This window comes from Shimia sp. R9_1 (assembly GCF_017743775.1).
Classification (GTDB): domain Bacteria; phylum Pseudomonadota; class Alphaproteobacteria; order Rhodobacterales; family Rhodobacteraceae; genus Shimia.
Window position 1 is genome coordinate 1,147,053 of sequence record NZ_JAGHRN010000001.1, and the last position, 19,311, is coordinate 1,166,363.

29 protein-coding genes are annotated in these 19,311 nt (G+C 55.9%); 2 read left to right on the forward strand and 27 right to left on the reverse strand.

From position 1 onward, the window contains the following. Positions 1-90: 90 nt before the first annotated feature. The 26 genes from J7399_RS05495 to J7399_RS05620 form a co-directional block, all read right to left on the reverse strand. The gene (locus J7399_RS05495; RefSeq protein ID WP_209084553.1) at positions 91-1,263 is read right to left on the reverse strand and encodes an FAD-binding oxidoreductase; all 1,173 of its coding nucleotides are present in this window, start codon (positions 1,261-1,263) and stop codon (positions 91-93) included. A 181-nt stretch (positions 1,264-1,444) separates the two neighbouring features. Further along, positions 1,445-1,864: a 50S ribosomal protein L17 gene (rplQ, locus tag J7399_RS05500; RefSeq protein ID WP_209064880.1), complete on the reverse strand. Its 420-nt coding sequence runs from the start codon at positions 1,862-1,864 to the stop codon at positions 1,445-1,447. Positions 1,865-2,031: 167 nt separating this feature from the next. After that, on the reverse strand, positions 2,032-3,048 hold the full coding sequence (locus J7399_RS05505) for a DNA-directed RNA polymerase subunit alpha (RefSeq protein ID WP_209078491.1): 1,017 nt from the start codon (positions 3,046-3,048) through the stop codon (positions 2,032-2,034). A 116-nt stretch (positions 3,049-3,164) separates the two neighbouring features. Further along, positions 3,165-3,554, reverse strand: coding sequence for a 30S ribosomal protein S11 (gene rpsK / locus J7399_RS05510; RefSeq protein ID WP_209064875.1), 390 nt, complete (start codon positions 3,552-3,554; stop codon positions 3,165-3,167). Between the two features lie 15 nt (positions 3,555-3,569). Then, a complete protein-coding gene (gene rpsM, locus J7399_RS05515) occupies positions 3,570-3,938 on the reverse strand; it encodes a 30S ribosomal protein S13 (protein WP_209064873.1) in 369 nt (122 codons plus the stop codon). A 248-nt stretch (positions 3,939-4,186) separates the two neighbouring features. Beyond that, on the reverse strand, positions 4,187-4,936 hold the full coding sequence (locus J7399_RS05520) for a hypothetical protein (protein ID WP_209084554.1): 750 nt from the start codon (positions 4,934-4,936) through the stop codon (positions 4,187-4,189). Then, complete coding sequence (locus J7399_RS05525) at positions 4,926-5,462, reverse strand: RNA polymerase sigma factor (RefSeq protein WP_209064869.1); 537 nt, start codon at positions 5,460-5,462, stop codon at positions 4,926-4,928. Before J7399_RS05525 ends, J7399_RS05520 begins: the two co-directional genes overlap by 11 nt. A gap of 25 nt (positions 5,463-5,487) precedes the next feature. Next, positions 5,488-5,862 (reverse strand): c-type cytochrome, encoded by a 375-nt coding sequence (locus tag J7399_RS05530; RefSeq protein WP_209084555.1) that lies wholly within the window; start codon positions 5,860-5,862, stop codon positions 5,488-5,490. Positions 5,863-5,916: 54 nt separating this feature from the next. Next, a complete protein-coding gene (locus J7399_RS05535; RefSeq protein ID WP_209084557.1) occupies positions 5,917-6,501 on the reverse strand; it encodes a YceI family protein in 585 nt (194 codons plus the stop codon). A gap of 136 nt (positions 6,502-6,637) precedes the next feature. Then, positions 6,638-7,213 carry an adenylate kinase gene (locus J7399_RS05540; protein ID WP_209084558.1) on the reverse strand — a complete coding sequence of 192 codons (576 nt, stop codon included), beginning with the start codon at positions 7,211-7,213 and terminating at the stop codon, positions 6,638-6,640. Beyond that, entirely contained in the window at positions 7,210-8,574 is a 1,365-nt protein-coding gene (gene secY, locus J7399_RS05545) for a preprotein translocase subunit SecY (RefSeq protein ID WP_209064861.1), read from the reverse strand. The genes J7399_RS05540 and secY overlap by 4 nt, the downstream gene beginning before the upstream one ends. Positions 8,575-8,682: 108 nt before the next feature. Further along, the gene (gene rplO / locus J7399_RS05550) at positions 8,683-9,156 is read right to left on the reverse strand and encodes a 50S ribosomal protein L15 (RefSeq protein WP_209064859.1); all 474 of its coding nucleotides are present in this window, start codon (positions 9,154-9,156) and stop codon (positions 8,683-8,685) included. Positions 9,157-9,493: 337 nt separating this feature from the next. Next, positions 9,494-9,706: a DUF1127 domain-containing protein gene (locus tag J7399_RS05555; RefSeq protein ID WP_209064857.1), complete on the reverse strand. Its 213-nt coding sequence runs from the start codon at positions 9,704-9,706 to the stop codon at positions 9,494-9,496. A 219-nt stretch (positions 9,707-9,925) separates the two neighbouring features. Further along, positions 9,926-10,141, reverse strand: coding sequence for a DUF1127 domain-containing protein (locus tag J7399_RS05560; RefSeq protein WP_247738831.1), 216 nt, complete (start codon positions 10,139-10,141; stop codon positions 9,926-9,928). Between the two features lie 331 nt (positions 10,142-10,472). Beyond that, positions 10,473-10,661, reverse strand: a complete 189-nt coding sequence (gene rpmD, locus J7399_RS05565) for a 50S ribosomal protein L30 (protein ID WP_209064855.1) — start codon at positions 10,659-10,661, stop codon at positions 10,473-10,475. 13 nt (positions 10,662-10,674) lie between these two features. Then, on the reverse strand, positions 10,675-11,241 hold the full coding sequence (gene rpsE, locus J7399_RS05570) for a 30S ribosomal protein S5 (RefSeq protein ID WP_209064853.1): 567 nt from the start codon (positions 11,239-11,241) through the stop codon (positions 10,675-10,677). A 117-nt stretch (positions 11,242-11,358) separates the two neighbouring features. Continuing rightward, positions 11,359-11,721: a 50S ribosomal protein L18 gene (gene rplR, locus J7399_RS05575; RefSeq protein WP_209064851.1), complete on the reverse strand. Its 363-nt coding sequence runs from the start codon at positions 11,719-11,721 to the stop codon at positions 11,359-11,361. Positions 11,722-11,732: 11 nt separating this feature from the next. Continuing rightward, entirely contained in the window at positions 11,733-12,266 is a 534-nt protein-coding gene (rplF, locus tag J7399_RS05580; RefSeq protein WP_209064849.1) for a 50S ribosomal protein L6, read from the reverse strand. 10 nt (positions 12,267-12,276) lie between these two features. Beyond that, complete coding sequence (gene rpsH / locus J7399_RS05585; protein WP_209064847.1) at positions 12,277-12,666, reverse strand: 30S ribosomal protein S8; 390 nt, start codon at positions 12,664-12,666, stop codon at positions 12,277-12,279. 12 nt (positions 12,667-12,678) lie between these two features. Further along, positions 12,679-12,984 (reverse strand): 30S ribosomal protein S14, encoded by a 306-nt coding sequence (rpsN, locus tag J7399_RS05590; RefSeq protein ID WP_010437098.1) that lies wholly within the window; start codon positions 12,982-12,984, stop codon positions 12,679-12,681. Positions 12,985-13,002: 18 nt separating this feature from the next. Beyond that, positions 13,003-13,563, reverse strand: coding sequence for a 50S ribosomal protein L5 (rplE, locus tag J7399_RS05595; protein WP_209064845.1), 561 nt, complete (start codon positions 13,561-13,563; stop codon positions 13,003-13,005). Beyond that, positions 13,556-13,867 carry a 50S ribosomal protein L24 gene (gene rplX / locus J7399_RS05600; protein ID WP_209064843.1) on the reverse strand — a complete coding sequence of 104 codons (312 nt, stop codon included), beginning with the start codon at positions 13,865-13,867 and terminating at the stop codon, positions 13,556-13,558. The genes rplE and rplX overlap by 8 nt, the downstream gene beginning before the upstream one ends. Position 13,868: 1 nt before the next feature. Continuing rightward, entirely contained in the window at positions 13,869-14,237 is a 369-nt protein-coding gene (gene rplN, locus J7399_RS05605; RefSeq protein ID WP_005621870.1) for a 50S ribosomal protein L14, read from the reverse strand. Positions 14,238-14,337: 100 nt separating this feature from the next. After that, positions 14,338-14,568 (reverse strand): 30S ribosomal protein S17, encoded by a 231-nt coding sequence (gene rpsQ, locus J7399_RS05610; protein ID WP_209064841.1) that lies wholly within the window; start codon positions 14,566-14,568, stop codon positions 14,338-14,340. Between the two features lie 14 nt (positions 14,569-14,582). After that, positions 14,583-14,783 carry a 50S ribosomal protein L29 gene (gene rpmC / locus J7399_RS05615; RefSeq protein ID WP_209064839.1) on the reverse strand — a complete coding sequence of 67 codons (201 nt, stop codon included), beginning with the start codon at positions 14,781-14,783 and terminating at the stop codon, positions 14,583-14,585. Positions 14,784-14,942: 159 nt separating this feature from the next. Then, complete coding sequence (locus tag J7399_RS05620) at positions 14,943-15,485, reverse strand: hypothetical protein (RefSeq protein WP_209084559.1); 543 nt, start codon at positions 15,483-15,485, stop codon at positions 14,943-14,945. A 190-nt stretch (positions 15,486-15,675) separates the two neighbouring features. Between J7399_RS05620 and J7399_RS05625 the strand changes: the two genes are divergently transcribed. Continuing rightward, positions 15,676-16,272 carry a LysE family translocator gene (locus J7399_RS05625; RefSeq protein ID WP_247742731.1) on the forward strand — a complete coding sequence of 199 codons (597 nt, stop codon included), beginning with the start codon at positions 15,676-15,678 and terminating at the stop codon, positions 16,270-16,272. Positions 16,273-16,490: 218 nt separating this feature from the next. Continuing rightward, positions 16,491-17,540: a cytochrome-c peroxidase gene (locus J7399_RS05630; RefSeq protein WP_209084561.1), complete on the forward strand. Its 1,050-nt coding sequence runs from the start codon at positions 16,491-16,493 to the stop codon at positions 17,538-17,540. Between the two features lie 93 nt (positions 17,541-17,633). Here the strand turns inward: J7399_RS05630 and J7399_RS05635 are convergent, their stop codons facing one another. Beyond that, complete coding sequence (locus J7399_RS05635) at positions 17,634-19,214, reverse strand: BCCT family transporter (protein ID WP_209084562.1); 1,581 nt, start codon at positions 19,212-19,214, stop codon at positions 17,634-17,636. Positions 19,215-19,311: the final 97 nt, after the last annotated feature.

Genomic DNA, 19,311 nt, shown 5'->3' on the forward strand with positions numbered 1-19,311 from the left:
GTGCCCAAGATATGGCCAGCGCCTCTTGAAAATGCAAGGCCGGAAGGTCGCCGCATATGCGACGGCCTAAGCTCCCGAAAGTCCTCGGTTTTAAGGGCGAAAATCGCTTTGATATTGCCCAGTTGGTAGCCCCTGACCGGACACCAGCAAAGCACCAAGGCGCCCAACCTCATCTGCACATTTCGCCCCCGCACCGTTGCCGCCCATCAGGGCAAACACGCGATCTGTTTGCGGATAGATCAACGGAGCGCCCTTTGGCGTGAAGCAAGTCACACAGCTTCCGTGCGACACGCTTTCAACCCGCAAGCCCGGCATCAAATCTCGAAGCTGATCGGCAAGCAACCCAGCAACATCTGTGTTCCCCCCGCTGCGGAACCATGCCTTCATGTCGTCAACAGTGTGAAGCTCATGATCCTCCGGATCCCCCCCAATTTTGAGGTAGGTTTTGCCATCAGGATAGCGCACCGGTGGCAAAACATAGCTGTCGCGTTCCGTACCCGGCGGGACGTAGACAAAAGACGGCATATCCTGCAGCCGCTGTGCTTCTTCCGAGCCAAGCTCAAGGAAGGCAACTGTACGCGCATAGACCCGAAGCGGCACCGGGCCTGGCAGCAGGTCTGCAGCCTTGGAAAACGCACCACAGGCCACCACGACTTTCTGCCCCGTGACTTCCGTCCCGTCCGCGCAGTGAACGGTGACCGCATTAGCACTTTCAGAAATACGCAAAGCTTCGCTGCGTATCTGCTGAGCGCCACTTTGCGTTGCAAGCGCGATTTCAGCCAAGACGTGTTGGCGCGGATTGATCCAGCCGCCGCCATCCTCTTCATAGAGCGCCGAAGTCCCTTCCGGAAAAGACAAATAGGGAAACCTCTCTGCGAGAGCCCCACCGGAGAAAGCCTGAAAGGCAAAACCTTCGCTCTGCGCCACGTCGAGCGTATTGGTCATGAACTCCGATCCGAAACCGCTGGTCGCACCAACCATAAGCGCCCCAACGGAGGCGTGAAACCGATGCCCGCTGCGCGCTTCCATGTCTGCATAACGCGCCATGGAGGCCTGCGCCAATCGGGACCAATCGGTATCACTCGCCAGACGGCGGGTGATGCGTGCCTCATCATAGTGGCTGGCAAAGACGCCGGTGTGGCTTGAAGCGTCCTGCGGCTCATCCGGCCCAACAAGGACGGTGGCAAGGCCCATTTCACTCAGATGACGCGCACATGCACTGCCCCAAAGACCTGCGCCAACCACAATCACATCTGCGCTCATCCCGCCGCCCCTCCCTGTTCCGTGATCTTTCCATCCGATCACTCAGTCTTTGGCGCACCATGCCGCCACAGGCAACGGAAGACCATCGCATAATTCAAATCCTGCGTCGGCAGCATACGGACAAAAAAAGACCCCCACCAAAATGGCGGGGGTCCAGTCATTCGGTTGTTCCGAATGGGATTTATTCTTCGGCGGCTTCTTCAGCTGCCACGCGAGCCTTGTCGGCCGCGCCTTTTGCATCAACGTCACGATCCACGAATTCGATGATCGCCATCGGTGCCATGTCGCCATAGCGGAAGCCGGCTTTCATGATGCGGATGTAACCACCTTTACGCTCTGCGTAGCGTGGGCCCAGAACGTCGAACAGTTTTGCAACATACTGGTCTTCTTTCAGACGAGCAGCTGCCTGACGACGCGCGTGCAGGTCACCGCGCTTTGCAAGGGTGATCAGTTTTTCAACGATCGGGCGCAGTTCTTTTGCCTTTGGCAGCGTGGTTTTGATCTGTTCGTGTTCGATCAAAGAGCCCGCCATGTTAGCAAACAGAGCTTTACGGTGTTCGTGAGTACGGTTCAGGCGGCGATAGCCACGAGCATGACGCATTTGATTTCTCCTAATTCGCGTTTTGCTTTGTCAGACCAGTGATGCGTGTCACCGGTTCACCTTGGGGCCTTTGGCCCAGCTTTCCCCGGCAGTTCCGGGCATTTGTCTGTGTGAAGGTGCGCAATAAATGCGCACCCTACGTAGGGTGTGCCCTCAGGGCGCACCTATTAGAAGTTGTCTTCGAACTTCTTGGCCAGATCTTCGATGTTGTCTGGTGGCCAGTCCTCGACGTCCATGCCGAGGTGCAACCCCATGCCGGACAGCACTTCTTTGATCTCGTTCAGAGACTTGCGACCGAAGTTCGGTGTGCGCAGCATCTCTGCTTCGGTTTTCTGGATCAGATCGCCGATGTAAACGATGTTGTCGTTCTTCAGGCAGTTTGCAGAACGCACAGACAGTTCCAGCTCGTCCACTTTCTTCAGCAGAAGCGGGTTGAACTCCAGACCATCATCTTCTTCCTGACGACCCGCAGATTCAGGCTCATCAAAGTTCACGAAGATGGACAGCTGATCCTGAAGGATACGCGCAGCATAAGCCACGGCGTCTTCCGGTGTGATCGACCCATCGGTGTCGATCTTCATGGTCAGCTTGTCATAGTCCAGAACCTGACCTTCACGGGTTGGCTGAACGTCGTAGGACACTTTTTTGACCGGGGAATAGATCGCATCGATCGGCATCAGGCCGATTGGCGCGTCTTCCGGCTTGTTTTTGTCCGCAGACACATAGCCTTTGCCAGTGTTCACAGTCAGTTCCACGTAGAGGTCTGCACCATCGTCGAGGTGGCAGATCACGTGGTCTTTGTTCAGAACTTCGATGCCAGCGCTGTCGCTGATGTCGCCGGCCGTTACAACACCTGGACCTTTTGCATTGATGGACAGACGCTTAGGGCCTTCCACTTCCATGCGCAGGGACACGCCCTTCAGGTTCAGGATGATGTCGGTCACGTCTTCGCGCACACCGGCAACGCTGGAGAATTCATGCAGAACATTGTCGATCTGTACGCTAGTGATGGCGGCGCCTTGCAGGCTGCTCATCAGAACGCGGCGCAGCGCGTTGCCCAGTGTCAAACCAAAACCACGCTCCAGCGGCTCTGCCACAACAGTGGCCTGGCGCGCAGGGTCGTTGCCCGGCTTTACTTCAAGCTGGGTAGGCTTGATCAATTCTGCCCAATTCTTGTGGATCATGCGTCCCTCCATTCTTGTCTAGCTCCCATGTTCCAAAAAGAACCAGACGCCCGAGGTTTAAAAATGACGAATGGGGCCGTGCGGAAACACGCGGCCCCAAGGTAATTCACTGTCGCTTAGACGCGGCGACGCTTTGGTGGGCGGCAGCCGTTGTGAGCGATCGGGGTCACATCACGGATAGAGGTGATGTTGAAGCCGATTGCTGCCAGAGCGCGCAGAGCGGATTCACGGCCAGAACCTGGGCCCTGAACTTCCACTTCCAGCGTCTTAACGCCGTGCTCTTGAGCTTTTTTGCCTGCATCTTCTGCAGCCATCTGAGCAGCATAAGGCGTGGACTTACGGGAGCCCTTGAAGCCCATGGTGCCAGCAGAGGACCAGGAGATCGCGTTGCCCTGAACGTCGGAGATCAGGATCTTGGTGTTGTTGAAAGAGCTGTTCACGTGCGCAACGCCGGAGGCGATGTTCTTACGCTCTTTTTTCTTCGTACGAGTCTTATCGCGTGCCATTGATCAAACCCTCCCTTACTTCTTCTTGCCGGCGATCGGCTTCGCAGGACCTTTACGGGTGCGTGCGTTGGTGTGGGTACGCTGACCGCGGACCGGGAGGTTACGGCGATGGCGCAGACCGCGGTAGCAGCCAAGGTCCATCAGACGCTTGATGTTCATCTGCACTTCACGACGCAGGTCACCTTCAACGGTGTAGGTCGCATCGATGTGCTCACGGATTGCCAGAACTTCTGCGTCAGACAGCTCGTTCACACGACGGGTTACGTCGATGTTTACGGATTCGCAGATTTCTTTGGCGGATGCTGGGCCAATGCCAGTGATATAAGTCAGGGCGATCGGGACCCGTTTGTGGGTCGGGATGTTAACGCCGGCGATACGTGCCACGTGTCACTTTCCTTTTTCGTTGCGGTTCCGTGGTTCCAGAACCTTTTTTCACAACGTAAGCCCGACGCAATAAGCGGCCGGGCCTCAGCTGATCAGGTGATCTTGCATATCGGGTGCGACCCAAAAGCAAAGAATTGATTCTCGGTTAAGAGATGAGGTGACATAGGGGGGAAAAGACCCGCGGTCAATAGCGGATCAGAGCAAAGGCGCTGGGGCGTGGAAATTCCTTGCGTCCCAGCGTTTCTCCTTCAAATCTGCATCGACTGCAAGGCCTGTCCCATACGCCGTACAAGGCCATCTTCTTTGCCGCCGATCAGCACATATTCATGCACCCCATCTGACCACACAGCCGAACTCAATCCTTCAAGCCGCATGGTCGCCATCGCCTCTTCGGTTTTGGCAACATCTTCACTTCGGATGATGCAGAGGGCAATCGGCACACCGCTAGGAGTCGCAAATGCCAGTTGGATCAACGGCCGCCCCTCAAAGCTGAGAACCTGCCCGCGCTTGTATTCCACATCAGGCAAGGCCGTGAGCTGCTCCAGCGCGATGTCTTTGCCCACCGCGGCAGATACCCGTCCCAGCTCCTCGCGCAGCTGCTCGGGGCTTTGGGAAATATGATCGAGCGTCGCATGAGTGTAGAGCGCTTGGTAAGCGGCCACATATTCCACCCACCCCGAGGGGCTCTGATTGGTGCTCCAGCTTCCCAGACCAAATCCAACGGCCAGCGCAATACATGCCGCCATGCCAACGGCAAAGACAGGCCGCTTCACAGGCGCCTTTGGCCCCACTGGAAGCGCTGCAATGGCTTCTGCCGAGGGCTGCAGGAGCTCAAAGCTGTCTTGCAGCGCACCAATATCAATCCGCAGAGCATCCAGCCGCTTGTTGAGCGCCGCATCATCCTGAAGCGCTGACTCGATCTGGTCGACCGCAGCGAACTCACTTTCGCCATCGAGATAGGCGACAAGCTCCTCATCTGAGAAACGTCTATCTTGCACGGCTCACGTCCTTCTGATCTCTGAATTTGCGCCCCAAATTGGCGCGCGCTGTGGCAAGGCGGCTCATCACGGTGGCCAGCGGAATGTCCAGGATCTCCGCTGCGGCCTTATAGGAGTAACCCTCAATATACACCAAAAACACGGTCACGCGTTGTGCCTCCGGCAAATCCAACACAGATTTCAAAACCTCCTGGCGATCATAGTCGCGCTCCGGGTCCTGCTTTGGGTCCGGGATATCGGCGGCATCCACCATCGGCATCCCGCCCTTCTTGCGCACGCGCTCTTTGCGGATCTCACTGATCCAGAGGTTATGCGTAATACGAAACAGCCAGCGATCCAGATGTGTTCCAGACCTGAACTTGCTGGCCTGTTCCATCGCACGCAGACAGGCCGCCTGCGCCAGATCATCTGCACCGTCCCTGGAGCCGGTCAGCGAAAACGCATAGCGCCAGATGCGGGGGAAGACCTCAGGAAGGCCCGCCTCCACCTCTTCTTCAGCGCTTTGTTTTCTCCAACGGCTCAGCATGGGGCGCTATTCGCAGTTTCAGCCATCATTCCTCCGTCAGCTCACTCTGCAAATAGGCCAACAGATCGTCAATCTGCTCTGGCTTTTTCAGGCCAGGGAAGGCCATGGTAGTGCCCGGCACCACGTCTTTGGGCTTGGCCAGAAACGCCGCGAGGGTCTCCGTGTCCCAGACGATGCCAGCTTGTGTCATCGGGCCAGAATAGCGAAACCCTTCCACCGATCCAGAGGTTGCCCCAAAGACCCCATATAACGTCGGGCCAACGCGGTTGTCCTCGGGTTTCAGGCTGTGACAGGCCTTACATTTCTTGAAAACCTTTTTTCCTTTTTTGACATCCCCGTCCGCCAATGTGGTGGTGGCCAAGAGCGCGAGTGCCGTCGCCAGTACCGCTGTATTGCGCATTTCCATCTCCCTGCTGGAGATGTGGGGCACACCCCACATCTCTGGCTATTGTGATCACTTCTCAAACACCATGCGCACAGACACAGGCGTTACGCGGGTGATGCCCGGCAAACTTGCAAGCTCCATCAGCTTGTCCACGCCAGCATCGATCCCCAGATCTGCAGTGGACAGCATAATCATGTCAGAAGTGGTAACGAGTACGCGATCTTCTGACAGACGCGCAACAAACAGCTCCGCCTCAACATCCGCAGACACGCCTGCAAGGCCAAGGGTGCCTTCAAAGTCCACAACGGTTGTCGCGCCAATTTCGAGATCATGGACCTCGTCAAAATCGATCTCACCCTTCAGCTCAGCAACCGCATCCGCAGCCTTGAAGACGTGCTCGATCATACGCTCGTTGCGGATATCGATGTTGGTTTCAACGGAAGAGAGTTCGATCGCCAGTGAAACGGCACCCTTCTCGTTCACCGATCCTGACAAGCCATCAAAGGTGTGGACCTCACCAACAGTATTTTTCTTGATCGAGCCGAAGGCAATCAGGCTCTCGTCGTCCACGGTTTTCCAGGTTTCGTGTCCACCTGCAAAGGCCGGTCCTGCAAATGCCATCACAACAGCTGCGGTTTTCAAAAGTGCTTTCATCGGTTCCTCCAAGCCGGGCAAAATCGCCCATTCCTAAGGTCAACGCTTGAGGACGGAAAACTATTCAGAAAAAATTTCAAAAAAAGAAAAGGCCCCCAATGAGCATGGAGGCCTTCAACAGTCTGGAGCTTAGATTTTAGCCCAGCACTTTCACAATCGACGCTTCGACTTCATCCATGGATGCCAAGCCATCAATCGAGCTCAGGTCACCTTTGGCATGGTAGTAGCCGATCAGCGGGCTCGTCTTTTTGTAGTATTCCATCAGACGGATGCGCAGGCTGTCTTCGTTGTCGTCCGCGCGGGCAGTGCCGCCAGCAGCGACAGCTTCCTTCGCACGGTTGACGATACGATGCACCAGCACCTCATCATCCACCTGCATCTCGATCACCGCATCGAGCTTCTCACCAACGTCCGCCAGCAGCTCTGCCAGAGCGTCAGCTTGCGCCAGTGTGCGTGGGAAGCCGTCAAAGATGAAACCACCCTTTTTGTCGCCTTCAAGCTGCTCACGGATCAGGCCGATCACGATCTCGTCGGTCACGAGTTCACCGCGGTCCATCACTTCGGCAACGATCTTGCCCATTTCAGTTCCGGAGGTCTTTGCTGCGCGCAGCATATCCCCGGTGGACAGTTGGATCATGTCGCGGCTCTCTACGAGACGACTTGCTTGTGTCCCCTTACCCGCACCTGGCGGGCCAAGCAAAATAATGTTCATCGACGAGCAGCTCCCTTACGTGCGCCGCGCTTTTTGCCTTTTCCGCGCAGCTGCGATTTTTCGATCAGCCCTTCGTACTGATGGGCCAGCAGATGGTTCTGAACTTGTTGAATAGTGTCCATGGTCACGGAAACCACGATCAGAACCGAAGTGCCGCCAAAATAGAAGGGGATCGCAAACTGGCCACGCAGAATCTCAGGAAGGAGACAAACTGCCGCAAGATACGCCGATCCGAGCACCAAAATACGGTTCACAACATATTCCAGATATTCCGCGGTGCGTTTGCCGGGGCGGATACCGGGAACAAAGCCGTTCTGATTCTTCAGGTTGTCGGCCACATCATCGGGTTTGAAGCTGACGTTGAAGGTATAGAAATACGCAAAGAACACGATCATGCCGACGAAGAACAGCAGATAGAGAGGCTGTCCGGGGCCGAAGTAGGCCAGGAGCGTGGACATAATCGGGCCAGTCTGGCTGCCGGAGAATGTCGAGATCGTGGTCGGCAGCAGCAGCAGAGAGCTTGCAAAGATTGCCGGGATCACGCCCGCTGGGTTCACCTTGACAGGCAGGTGGCTGGAGCCACCGTCATAGACTTTCATGCCCACCTGACGGCGCGGATACTGAATGTGGATCTTACGCAGTGCGCGCTCCATGAAGACCACGAAAGCAATCGTCGCGATGACCATCACAATCACGCCCACGATCACAGCTTCGCTGATGGCGCCGGTGCGGCCGGACACAAAGAACTGCGCCAGCGCGGCTGGCAGCTCTGCCACGATGCCCACAAAGATGATCAGAGAAATACCATTGCCGATGCCGCGTGCGGTGATCTGCTCACCCAGCCACATCAGGAACATGGTGCCGCCCACCAGCGTGATCAGACAGCTGAAGCGGAAGAAGAGGCCCGGATCGGTCGCCAGATCACCTGCCTCAAGGCTGACCGCGAGGCCGTAGGCTTGCAAAGTTGCCAATGCCACCGTGCCGTAGCGGGTGTATTGGTTCATCTTTTTGCGGCCCTGCTCGCCCTCTTTCTTGAGTTGCTCAAGCGCAGGCACCATGGAGCCCAGAAGCTGCACGATGATAGAGGCCGAAATGTAAGGCATGATGCCCAGAGCAAAGATCCCCATGCGGCCCAATGCGCCACCGGTGAACATTGACAGGATACCGCCGATCCCTGCGCCTGCGCTCTCCATGAATTCACGAAGCGCCACACCGTCGATGCCGGGAACCGGAATCCAGGTGCCAAGACGATAGACAATCAGCAATGCCAGCGTGAACAGGATGCGATTGCGCAGATCGGTCGCTTTTCCAAGCGCGGCCCAGCTCGTGTTGGCCGCCATTTGCTCTGCTGCAGATACCATTTAGGTTCTCTCTTAGACTGGAAACGCCGCCAGAACCGTTCTCCGGTTTGGCGGCGTTAGGAAAACTTGGAAGATTATGTAAGCGGGTAATGCCCCGCTCACAACCTCTTATTCAGCCGCTGGCGCGGTTTTGACCGTCAGGGAGCCGCCTGCTTTTTCGACAGCTTCAACGGCTGCTTTGGAAGCACCGGTCACTTCGATGTTCAGCTTGGCGGTCACTTCGCCTTTTGCCAGAACGCGGATGCCGTCCAGCTTACGACGTACCAAACCAGATTCGATCAGCGCGTCTTCGGTGATCGCCGCAGACGCGTCCAGTTTCTTGGCGTCTACGAATTTCTGGATCAGGCCCAGGTTTACGACAGCAAATGCCTTGCGGTTTGGCTTGTTGAAGCCGCGCTTAGGCAGACGCTGGTACAATGGCATCTGACCGCCTTCGTAACCGTTGATCGCCACACCCGAACGGGATTTCTGACCTTTGATACCACGGCCACCCATTTTACCTTTACCGGAACCGGGGCCACGGCCAACGCGCATGCGTTTCTTAGTTGCGCCAGGATTGTCGCGCAGTTCGTGCAGTTTCATATCGCTTCTCCTTGCCGGAACTGACCCACGAAGCGTATCGGGCCAAACACGGCTTTTCTTGGTTTTGATTCTATGACGCGCAATACGCCACCGGGCGGCTATAGACGCTGCATCTCGGCAATGCAAGTCTTGCACCGCTTTGGCGCTGTACTTGCGCATTTGCCGGTTAAACACACAGAGCAAGACCGTAAGGATCCTAGTGTACCAATTACGCACAAGATTGAAGACGCCAACATCTTCGATCGGCTTTCTGGGACATAGGTGGTGCGTAGGCGCGACCCTAAAAACAAAACGCCCCCGCAAATTGCGAGGGCGTCATCTGATAGGGTTTGCGCCCTTAACCGTAGACGTGTTTCTCAGCCAACTCTGCGATGTCGTGGCGAAGGATGCCGATATCGGCGAGGTCACGATCGGTCATGCCGGAAAGCTCGCGTACAGTCGCGTGGTATTTCTGGCGCAAAATGCGGGCCTCTTTGAAAGCTTCAACGGCCGCTTGAATGCGCGCAGTGAACGAAGAACCAGAGGTAAGAGTAATGTTCGCGTTTGCCATGGAGGTGGCTCCTTTTGATCTATGCCGAAACGTATTTTTCGGCGGGCTGTTTTGGTTTCTTTGGTTGTGCCTGCGATATAGATCGCGTCGGTAACGCTAACAATTGACGGTTTGATCTGGCCGATATGCACCTTTGGCATGGCGCATTACCGAGGTGTTAAAACGACAAAGGCCCCGGACGTTTGGTCCGAGGCCAGTCTCAATGGGAAGCGTATGTGCTTAGAGAGTCGCGGCACCACGGCGGGCGACATATTCGATATCGCCGCGGGTCAGGCCCACATCTGCAAGCTCACGGGCCGTCAGCTTGTTCAGCTCTTTGACGGTCTTTTTATAAGACGCCGCACGCTTCTGGTTCAGGCGCCAAGATTCGACCATACGGGCGAAACGGCCAACGAAATCAACAGCTTCAATATGCAGGGATGGTGCATGTTGCATGGAACTTATCCTTTGACTGCCGGTGCGCCACTTCGGCCATTGCGCGTTTCTGTTTAAGTACGCGCTTCACATAGAGCTCATAATTTAATCGAGGTAGGCCCAAGATAGCATTTCAGATATGCAGTTTACGAATATCGATCGATGAGATGTTAACCATTCAATTTTGAGATGGTTATTCAGTGCCAGCGAAGACACCTGCCACAATATCTTGAGACGGACTCGGCAGATCACAGATCTTGCCGGCTTCTCTACCGGTCAAAAAACCAAAGTTTAACGAAAAACGCCCTCGGCATGAGCCGAGGGCGCTTTCAATTTTCAGATCAAAAAGGGCTTAGTCGCGCTCTTCGATGATTTCCACCATGTGGGAAACCTTGCGGATCATGCCGCGCACAGAGGGAGTGTCTTCCAGCTCACGTGTGCGGTTCATCTTGTTCAGACCCAGACCGATCAGCGTAGCGCGCTGGTCCTGAGGGCGACGGATCGGCGAACCGACCTGCTTTACAACGATGGTTTTTGCCATGTCTCGTTACTCCTTACGCGTCTGCGGCTTCGGCAGGTGCTTCATCCTTGCGCAGGATGTCAGCAACTTTCTTGCCACGACGTGCTGCAACCTGACGTGGGCTGGCTTCTTTTTTCAGCCCGTCGATGGTGGCTCGGATCATGTTGTATGGGTTCTGCGAACCGATAGATTTCGAAACAACGTCTTTGACGCCGAGCATTTCGAAAACGGCACGCATTGGACCACCGGCGATGATACCAGTACCTTCAGGTGCGGTACGCATAACCACTTTACCGGCGCCGTGACGGCCTTCCATGTCGTGGTGCAGAGTACGACCTTCGCGCAGAGGCACGCGGATCATTTGACGCTTGGCTTGCTCGGTGGCTTTGCGGATGGCCTCAGGGACCTCTTTCGCTTTACCTTTGCCGAAACCAACGCGGCCTTTTTGGTCGCCAACAACTACCAGAGCAGCGAAGCCAAAGTTCTTACCGCCTTTGGTGGTTTTGGACACGCGGTTGATCGCGACCAGACGATCTGCGAATTCCGGGGTTTCTTCTTCGCGGTTGCGACCGCGGCCCCGGCGGTTTTCACGTTCTGCCATTTGGCATTCCTTTATCTACTGGCGCGAGGCGCCTGTTAACTCCGATCCCAGTGAAACCTGACACAAGTGCCTGGCCTCCCGGATCATCGGGGGGACGCGAACGTCCCCCACAAGTTCTTATACTTTCAGGCCACCTTCACGCGCAGCTTCGGCCAGAGCCTTCACTTTGCCGTGGAAGAGGAAACCGCCGCGATCGAAATAAGCTTCGGTCACGCCAGCTTTGACAGCGCGCTCGGCAATCAAAGAACCAACCTTGGTGGCTGCTTCGATGTTGTTTTTGCCAACCAGGCCCAGATCTTTTTCCAGGCTGGATGCGGATGCCACAGTCACGCCAGCACGGTCGTCGATCAGCTGAACGCTGATGTTCTTGTTGCTGCGGTGAACGGACAGGCGCAGTTTGCTGTCGCCATTGACCTTGCGAAGTTTGTTCCGGACGCGCAGGCGGCGCTTGAGGAACAGTTCCCGTTTGCTGTTTGCCATCTGTCTGGTCCTTACTTCTTCTTACCTTCCTTGCGGAAGATATATTCGTCTTTGTACTTGATGCCCTTGCCTTTGTAAGGCTCCGGCTTACGCCATTCGCGGATGTTCGCCGCAACCTGGCCAACCAGCTGGCTGTCAGTACCTTCAACGATGATTTGTGTCGGCTTCGGCGCGGTCACGGTGATGCCCGCTGGAACTTCGAAGTTCACTTCGTGAGAGAGACCGAGAGACAGTTTCAGGACAGTGCCCTGCATTTGCGCACGATAACCAACACCGTTGATTTCGAGTTCTTTTTTGAAACCTGTGGTCACGCCGGTCACCATGTTGGCGATCACGGTGCGGGACATGCCCCACTGCTGACGTGCGCGCTTGGACATGCCACGCGGAGTCACTTTCACAGCGTTGTCTTCAACTGCAAGGGTGACATCGTCAGTTGCAGTGAAAGACTGGGTGTCCTTCGGACCTTTGATTTCGATGGTCTGGCCGGAGACAGTGGCAGTTACGCCGCTGGGCAGCTCGACCGGCTTTTTACCAATACGAGACATTGCGTTCTCCTTAGAAGACCGTGCAGAGCACTTCGCCGCCAACATTGTTGGAGCGTGCGCTTGCATCCGACATCACACCTTTGGAGGTGGAGACAATCGACACACCCAGGCCCTGACGGACGGTTGGGATGTCATTGACGCTCATGTAAACGCGACGGCCTGGCGTGGAAACACGCTTCAGCTCGCGGATAACAGGAGTGCCTTCGTAGTACTTCAGGCTGATTTCGAACGCCGGGTGGCCGTTCTCTTCAGATGCTTCGTAGCCGCGGATGTAGCCTTCATCAGCCAGCACATCCAGAACCCAGCCACGCAGCTTGGACGCCGGGGTGGAAACCACGGACTTGCCACGCATCTGGCCGTTACGGATACGGGTCAGCATATCACCGATAGGATCGTTCATATCGTTCTCTCCTTACCAGCTGGATTTGACCATGCCGGGGATCTGACCTGCAGAACCCAGCTCGCGCAGCGCAATACGGCTAACCTTCAGCTTACGGTAGTAAGCGTGAGGACGGCCGGTGAGCTGGCAACGGTTGTGAAGACGGGTCGCCGAGCTGTTGCGCGGCAGTTTCGCCAGTTTCAGACGCGCTTTGAAACGCTCTTCCATTGGCTTGGACTCATCGTTTGCGATCTCTTTGAGCTCGGCGCGCTTAGCGGCGTATTTTGCCACCAGACGCTCGCGCTTCTTTTCGCGCTCGATCATTGCTTTTTTAGCCATGTCGTAATCCTCTCAGCCTTACGCGATGAACGGCATGTTGAAATGCTTCAACAGGCTCTGCGCTTCGGCGTCGGTTTCAGCATTGGTGGCGATGACGATATCCATGCCCCAGTTTTCGTCGACTTTATCAAAGTCGATTTCTGGGAACACGATGTGCTCTTTCAGACCGGTGGCGAAGTTGCCACGGCCGTCAAAGCTCGGCTTCACACCACGGAAGTCGCGGATGCGTGGCATTGCAACGGTGATCAGACGATCGAGGAATTCGTACATACGGTCGCCACGCAGGGTCACCTTGGCACCCATCGGCATGCCTTCACGAACACGGAAGCCAGCGATAGAGTTCTTTGCCACGGTGGTCAGAGCTTTCTGGCCTGCGATTGCAGTCAGGTCTGCCTGTGCCGACTTGGCTTTTTTGCTGTCCTTAACGGCTGCACGGCCACAGCCGATGTTCAGCACGATTTTTTCCAGCTTTGGGATCTGCATGTCGTTCTTGTAGCCGAACTCTTCTTTCAGAGCAGCGCGGATGGAATCCTTATAGAGCGACTTCAGACGTGGGGTGTAGTCTGCGGAATCAAGCATCGATCACGTCCCCTGTGGATTTGGCGAAACGCACCTTCTTGTCGCCTTCCATGCGGAAGCCAACGCGGGTTGCTTTGCCATTTGCGTCCAGGAATGCCAGGTTGGACAGTTCGATCGGCATCGCCTGAGGGATGCGGCCGCCCTGTGCGGTTTGGCTCTGTTTGGTGTGGCGGATGGCGATGTTGATGCCTTCCACGACGGCTTTACCGGCTTTGGGGTCAACAGAGGAGATAGTGCCCTCTTTGCCTTTGTCCTTACCGGCCAGAACGACGACCTTGTCGCCTTTTTTCAGCTTAGCAGCCATCTTACAGCACCTCCGGCGCGAGCGAGATGATCTTCATGAAGTTCTTGGCACGCAGCTCACGAACAACTGGGCCGAAGATACGTGTACCAACTGGCTCGTTGTTGTTGTTCAGAATAACAGCTGCGTTGCGATCGAAACGGATCGCGGTGCCATCTTCACGACGGACTTCTTTTGCGGTGCGCACGACAACGGCCTTACGGACGTCACCTTTTTTAACGCGACCACGTGGAATGGCTTCCTTAACCGAGACAACAATGATGTCGCCTACGGATGCGTATTTACGCTTGGAGCCACCCAGAACCTTGATGCACTGAACTCGGCGTGCGCCGGAGTTGTCAGCAACATCCAGATTGGTTTGCATCTGGATCATGTGGTTTCTCCCGACCTATGGGGCAGCGATGCGTGCTGGTATCCCCCAGGGTTTCGACTAACTGTTAAGTCTAGTCGCCAGGAGTCTCGAAACGAGACTCTTAGGCTTCCAGAACTTCCCAGCGTTTGGTTTTCGAACGCGGTGCGCATTCGATAATGCGAACAGAGTCACCTACTTTGTAGGCGTTGTTCTCATCGTGAGCCCGGTATTTTTTGGACTTACGAATGGTCTTCTTCAGAACCGGGTGTGTGAAGCGGCGCTCTACAGACACGGTAATGGTTTGTGCGTTGGCATCGGAGGTCACGGTGCCAGTCAGGATACGTTTGGGCATCTATCTAGCTCCTCTTACTCTGCTGCCGACTTGGCTTTTTCGTTCAGGATCGTCTTCACGCGTGCTGCGTTGCGACGCGCGGCACGGATCTGAGCGGAGTTTTCCAGCTGGCCGGTAGCCTGTTGGAAACGCAGGTTGAACGATTCTTTCTTAAGATTGGACAGCTCCTCGCGCAGCTGATCCGGCGTCTTATCACGCAGTTCTTTGGCGTTCATCGCCTTTTCCTTTCTCATACATCAGAGGGCTCCCGAGTATGTGCGGGGTGACCCTTTTGCCTGATGGACAAATGACAAACACACGAATCCCGTAAGCACGGAATCCGCGAGATGGCGCTCTATACGGGGGTGTAAGGATGAAGGCAAGGGAAAGTTCAGCTAGGAGGTTGGGCGCTTGCGCAGATACGCCAATATCAGCGAAGTCGTATGATCGAATTCTGCGCTATACCGCAAATGCAGAACGCCCCATCGGCGCAGGTCATTGCGACCAAATTGCGGGGTCATCCATGAATTGAAATACTCGAAGCTCTCAATGGGCTCGGGCGTTTCCTGCGCAAGCATTGGCATGCGGCTCCCCATCCAGGCTACCACTTGCTTCTCAAAAGCCTGACGCTCCGCCGGAGACAAAACTTGGCCTTTATCAGTGATCTCACACTTAATTCGCCCGTCGGGGTAGTCGATCACTTCTACATAAAAGCCAGATGGTAGGTCCGGCCAATACCACTTCGTTGACTTGAGAACGCCCTTTGAGAACTCCTCTTGCCCTTTGGTCTCTTTCAGTACAGGCGGAAGTGTTTCATAAACAATCGGCAGACAGACGTCCTCAAACAAACGTACTGCAGCAAGTGGTCTGTCCATAGCCGATGCAGTTTGCGCAACTGTAATCAACGCCATGCTCAAAATCACCTTTAGGCGCAGCATCCCTTACTCCCGTTACCCTCACCTATCCCCGAAGGGATTCCTAGAGCAGAGGAGAATGATTGCACAACACCCTACTTCCCTCCTCTGATCATCTACCCTACACATTTCCAACCAACGCAACGGTGAGCCGCCCGCGCGCCACACTTTGGGAGGAGTGAGCATGATACCCGTAGACGTAGCAGTCCTGTTCATGGGCGCAGCCATTGCGCTGGCGCTGGTGCCAGGCCCGGACAATATCTTTGTATTAACCCAATCAGCTCTGCACGGCCGCGTCGCCGGACTTACCGTCACTCTCGGACTTGCCAGCGGGCTGATCTTTCACACCACGGCGGTCGCGCTTGGTGTCGCCGTGATTTTTCAGACCTCTCAGGTCGCCTTTGCTATCTTAAAGTATATTGGCGCCGCCTATCTGATCTATCTTGCCTACAAGGCTTTTACCGCCTTAAAGGCCAACCTCGAAGAAGGCGCGCCCTCGCCGGAGACATCTGCGAAGCAATACACACGTGGCCTGATCATGAACATCGCCAACCCAAAGGTGACGATCTTCTTCCTCGCTTTCCTGCCACAGTTCGTTGATCCAGCAAACGGCCCGATGGTCTGGCAATTTTACCAGCTCGGTTTTTTGATGATCATTGCGACACTGCTGGTATTCGGCTCTGTGGCGCTGGCTGCTGGCTGGCTGGGAGATTGGTTGAAAAACTCACCAATGGCGCAGACTTGGCTCAATCGGCTAGCAAGCGTGGTGTTCGTAGCATTGGCTGTCAAACTCGTCACAGCGCAGCGGTAACACCTTGTGAGGCGGCGCTTAGGCGCTGCCTCCGCGCGACCTTATCCACCACGAACTGATAGCCGCGATCGCAACGCGCTATGTTGGACGCGCGCCTGCCATCGCCACACCCAAAGTATTTCCCCACTCTGGAATTAGAATTGATCTAAGTCAAAGCTTCACTTGTTATCTTTCTGCAAATTGAGTCTCGGGGAGAGAGCCAGTTTACGGAGCGAACAATGAAACTGAAAGCCAGCCTCATCCAAGCCACAGCCATCGCCCTCGTTGCCGCCTCTGCCCAGGCCAATGAGCTGCGCGAAGAAGCTCTTGATACTTTCCTGCCGCTGCCCTCCACGGTGCCTGCGGTAAAAGACAACCCGATCACACCTGAAAAAATCGCGCTTGGCAAAGCGCTGTTCTTTGATCCGCGCATGTCGGCATCTGGTGTTTTCTCATGCAACTCCTGCCACAACCTCGCCACCGGCGGGGATGACAACCTTGAGACCTCTATCGGTCACGGCTGGCAGCGCGGCCCGCGCAACTCGCCAACCGCCCTGAACTCCGTGTTCAACGAAGCGCAGTTCTGGGATGGGCGCGCCGCGGACCTCGCGGAGCAGGCCAAAGGTCCGGTGCAGGCTGGCGTTGAAATGGCCAACACGCAGGAAAACCTTCTAGCAACCCTGAACTCCATGCCGCAATATGTGGAGTGGTTTGGCGATGCCTTTGAAGGGGAAGACGATCCTGTCACCTTCGATAACTTCGCCAAAGCCATCGAGGCGTTTGAGGCAACTCTGATCACCCCTGCCCCGTTTGATGCGTGGCTGAACGGCGATGATGACGCCATGACACCAGAGCAGCTCGCCGGCCTCAGCCAGTTCATGGATCTCGGCTGTGCAGCCTGCCACTCCGGTATTAACGTCGGCGGCAGCGGCTACTATCCATTCGGCCTAATCGAGAAACCCGGTGCAGATGTTTTGCCGGTCGGGGACAAAGGGCGTTTTGCGGTTACTGCGACAGTGGACGATGAATACGTGTTCCGCGCGGCACCACTGCGCAATGTGGCGCAAACAGCTCCATACTTCCACTCCGGCAAAGTCTGGGATCTGAAAGTGGCCGTACAGATCATGGCGGAATCTCAACTGGGCGAAGAGCTAACTGATGAAGACGCCACGCAGATCGTGGCCTTCCTCGACAGCCTTACAGGTGCGCTGCCACCTGTCACCTATCCGGTGCTGCCAGCAGAAACAGCGGCCACACCGCGCCCCTCTGGCGAGGTCATTACCGAATAAGCAGTCGCTCCCTGTTGGGGTCATTCTCTTGTCCCCGACAAAAAACGCCGCCCATCCGGGCGGCGTTTTCTTTTTGCTTTATAGGATGGTCGCTCAGCGACGGCGCTCACGGATGAGGCCGATCATCACGGACACACACATCAGCATCAGAACGATGGCGAAGGGGAAGCCCGTGGCGATTGATGCCGCCTGGAGCGCACCAAGGCCGCCACCCAACAGCAACACAATCGCGATTGCGCCTTCCAGCACACACCAGAACACACGTTGTGCGGTTGGTGCATCGGTTTTGCCGCCAGCGGTGATGGTATCAATCACCAAGGAACCGGAGTCTGAGGAGGTCACAAAGAAGACCACCACCAGAATGATGCCGATGAAAGACAGCAGCCCGGTCATTGGGAAGGCTTCAAACATCTTGAACATCTTCAGTTCGAGAGCCGCGTCCTGCAGCGCCTGACCGGCACCGGAGGTCACCTGATCCAGCGCCGCACCGCCAAACACATGCATCCAAAGCGCACCAACAACAGTTGGGATGATCAGAACGCACACGATGAACTCGCGAATGGTCCGGCCGCGAGAGATGCGCGCGATGAACATACCCACGAAAGGTGACCAGGAGATCCACCAAGCCCAATAGAAGGCAGTCCAGCCCTGCATGAAGTTGGTGTCTTCACGACCAACCCAGTTGGACAGCGCAGGCAGCGCCACAACATAGTCAACCAGACCGGAGAAGAAACCAGTGAGGATGGCGACAGTTGGCCCCACCAGAAGAACCAGCAGCAAGAGGCCAGCGGCCAGGATCATGTTGGCTTCGGACAGACGCTTCACGCCTTTGTCCAGACCGGCCACAACCGAGATCAAAGCAAAGATGGTGATCGCAATGATCAGAACCACTTTCATCCCGTCGCTTACCGGCACGCCAAACAGATAGTTCAGACCCGCCAGCGCCTGGCTTGCCCCAAGACCCAGCGAAGTGGCCAGACCAAAGATGGTCGCGAACACGGCAAGGATATCGATGATATGACCCAGCGGACCCCATGTGCGCTCACCCAGCAGCGGATAGAACACCGACCGCATGGTCAGCGGAAGGCCGCGGTTGAAGCTGAAGAACGCCAGCGCCAGCGCCACAACGGCATAGATCGCCCATGGGTGCAGGCCCCAGTGGAACACAGTTGCCGCCATCGCGAGGTCACGGGAAGCCGCGATATCGCCCGCAGCAGCGCCAAGCGGCGCCCAGTCGGTGCGCAGACCGTTTTCGTCAGTGGCGATACCGCCAAACGAAGATCCGTAGTGGGAGATCGGCTCAGCCACCCCCCAGAAAACCAGACCAATGCCCATGCCTGCGGCAAACAGCATCGCGATCCAGCCTGCGTAGCTGTAATCAGGCTTCGCATCATCGCCCCCGAGGCGGATCTTGCCGTAGGGCGAAACCACCAAGAACAGAGAAAACACAACAAACAGGTTACAGGCGATCATGAAGACCCAGTCAAAATTGCTGGTCAGCGCCGGACGCAACCAGCCAAAGAAGGCTGAGGCTTGCTCATGAAACACCAATGAGAAAAAAACGAAGGCAACGATCGTTAAACCTGAAATGGCAAATACGGGGTTGTGAACATCCAACCCCAATACCTGCACATTGTCCTGACCGACCTCATAGTCGGTTTCTTGTTCTGACATGAAACTCCCCTTTCTGGATAAACTGCCCTAAGCCTCTCTTAGCGACGGAACGTCAACCCTCAAAAACCGACCCTTCAGACGGTTGAACCGTCGCTCT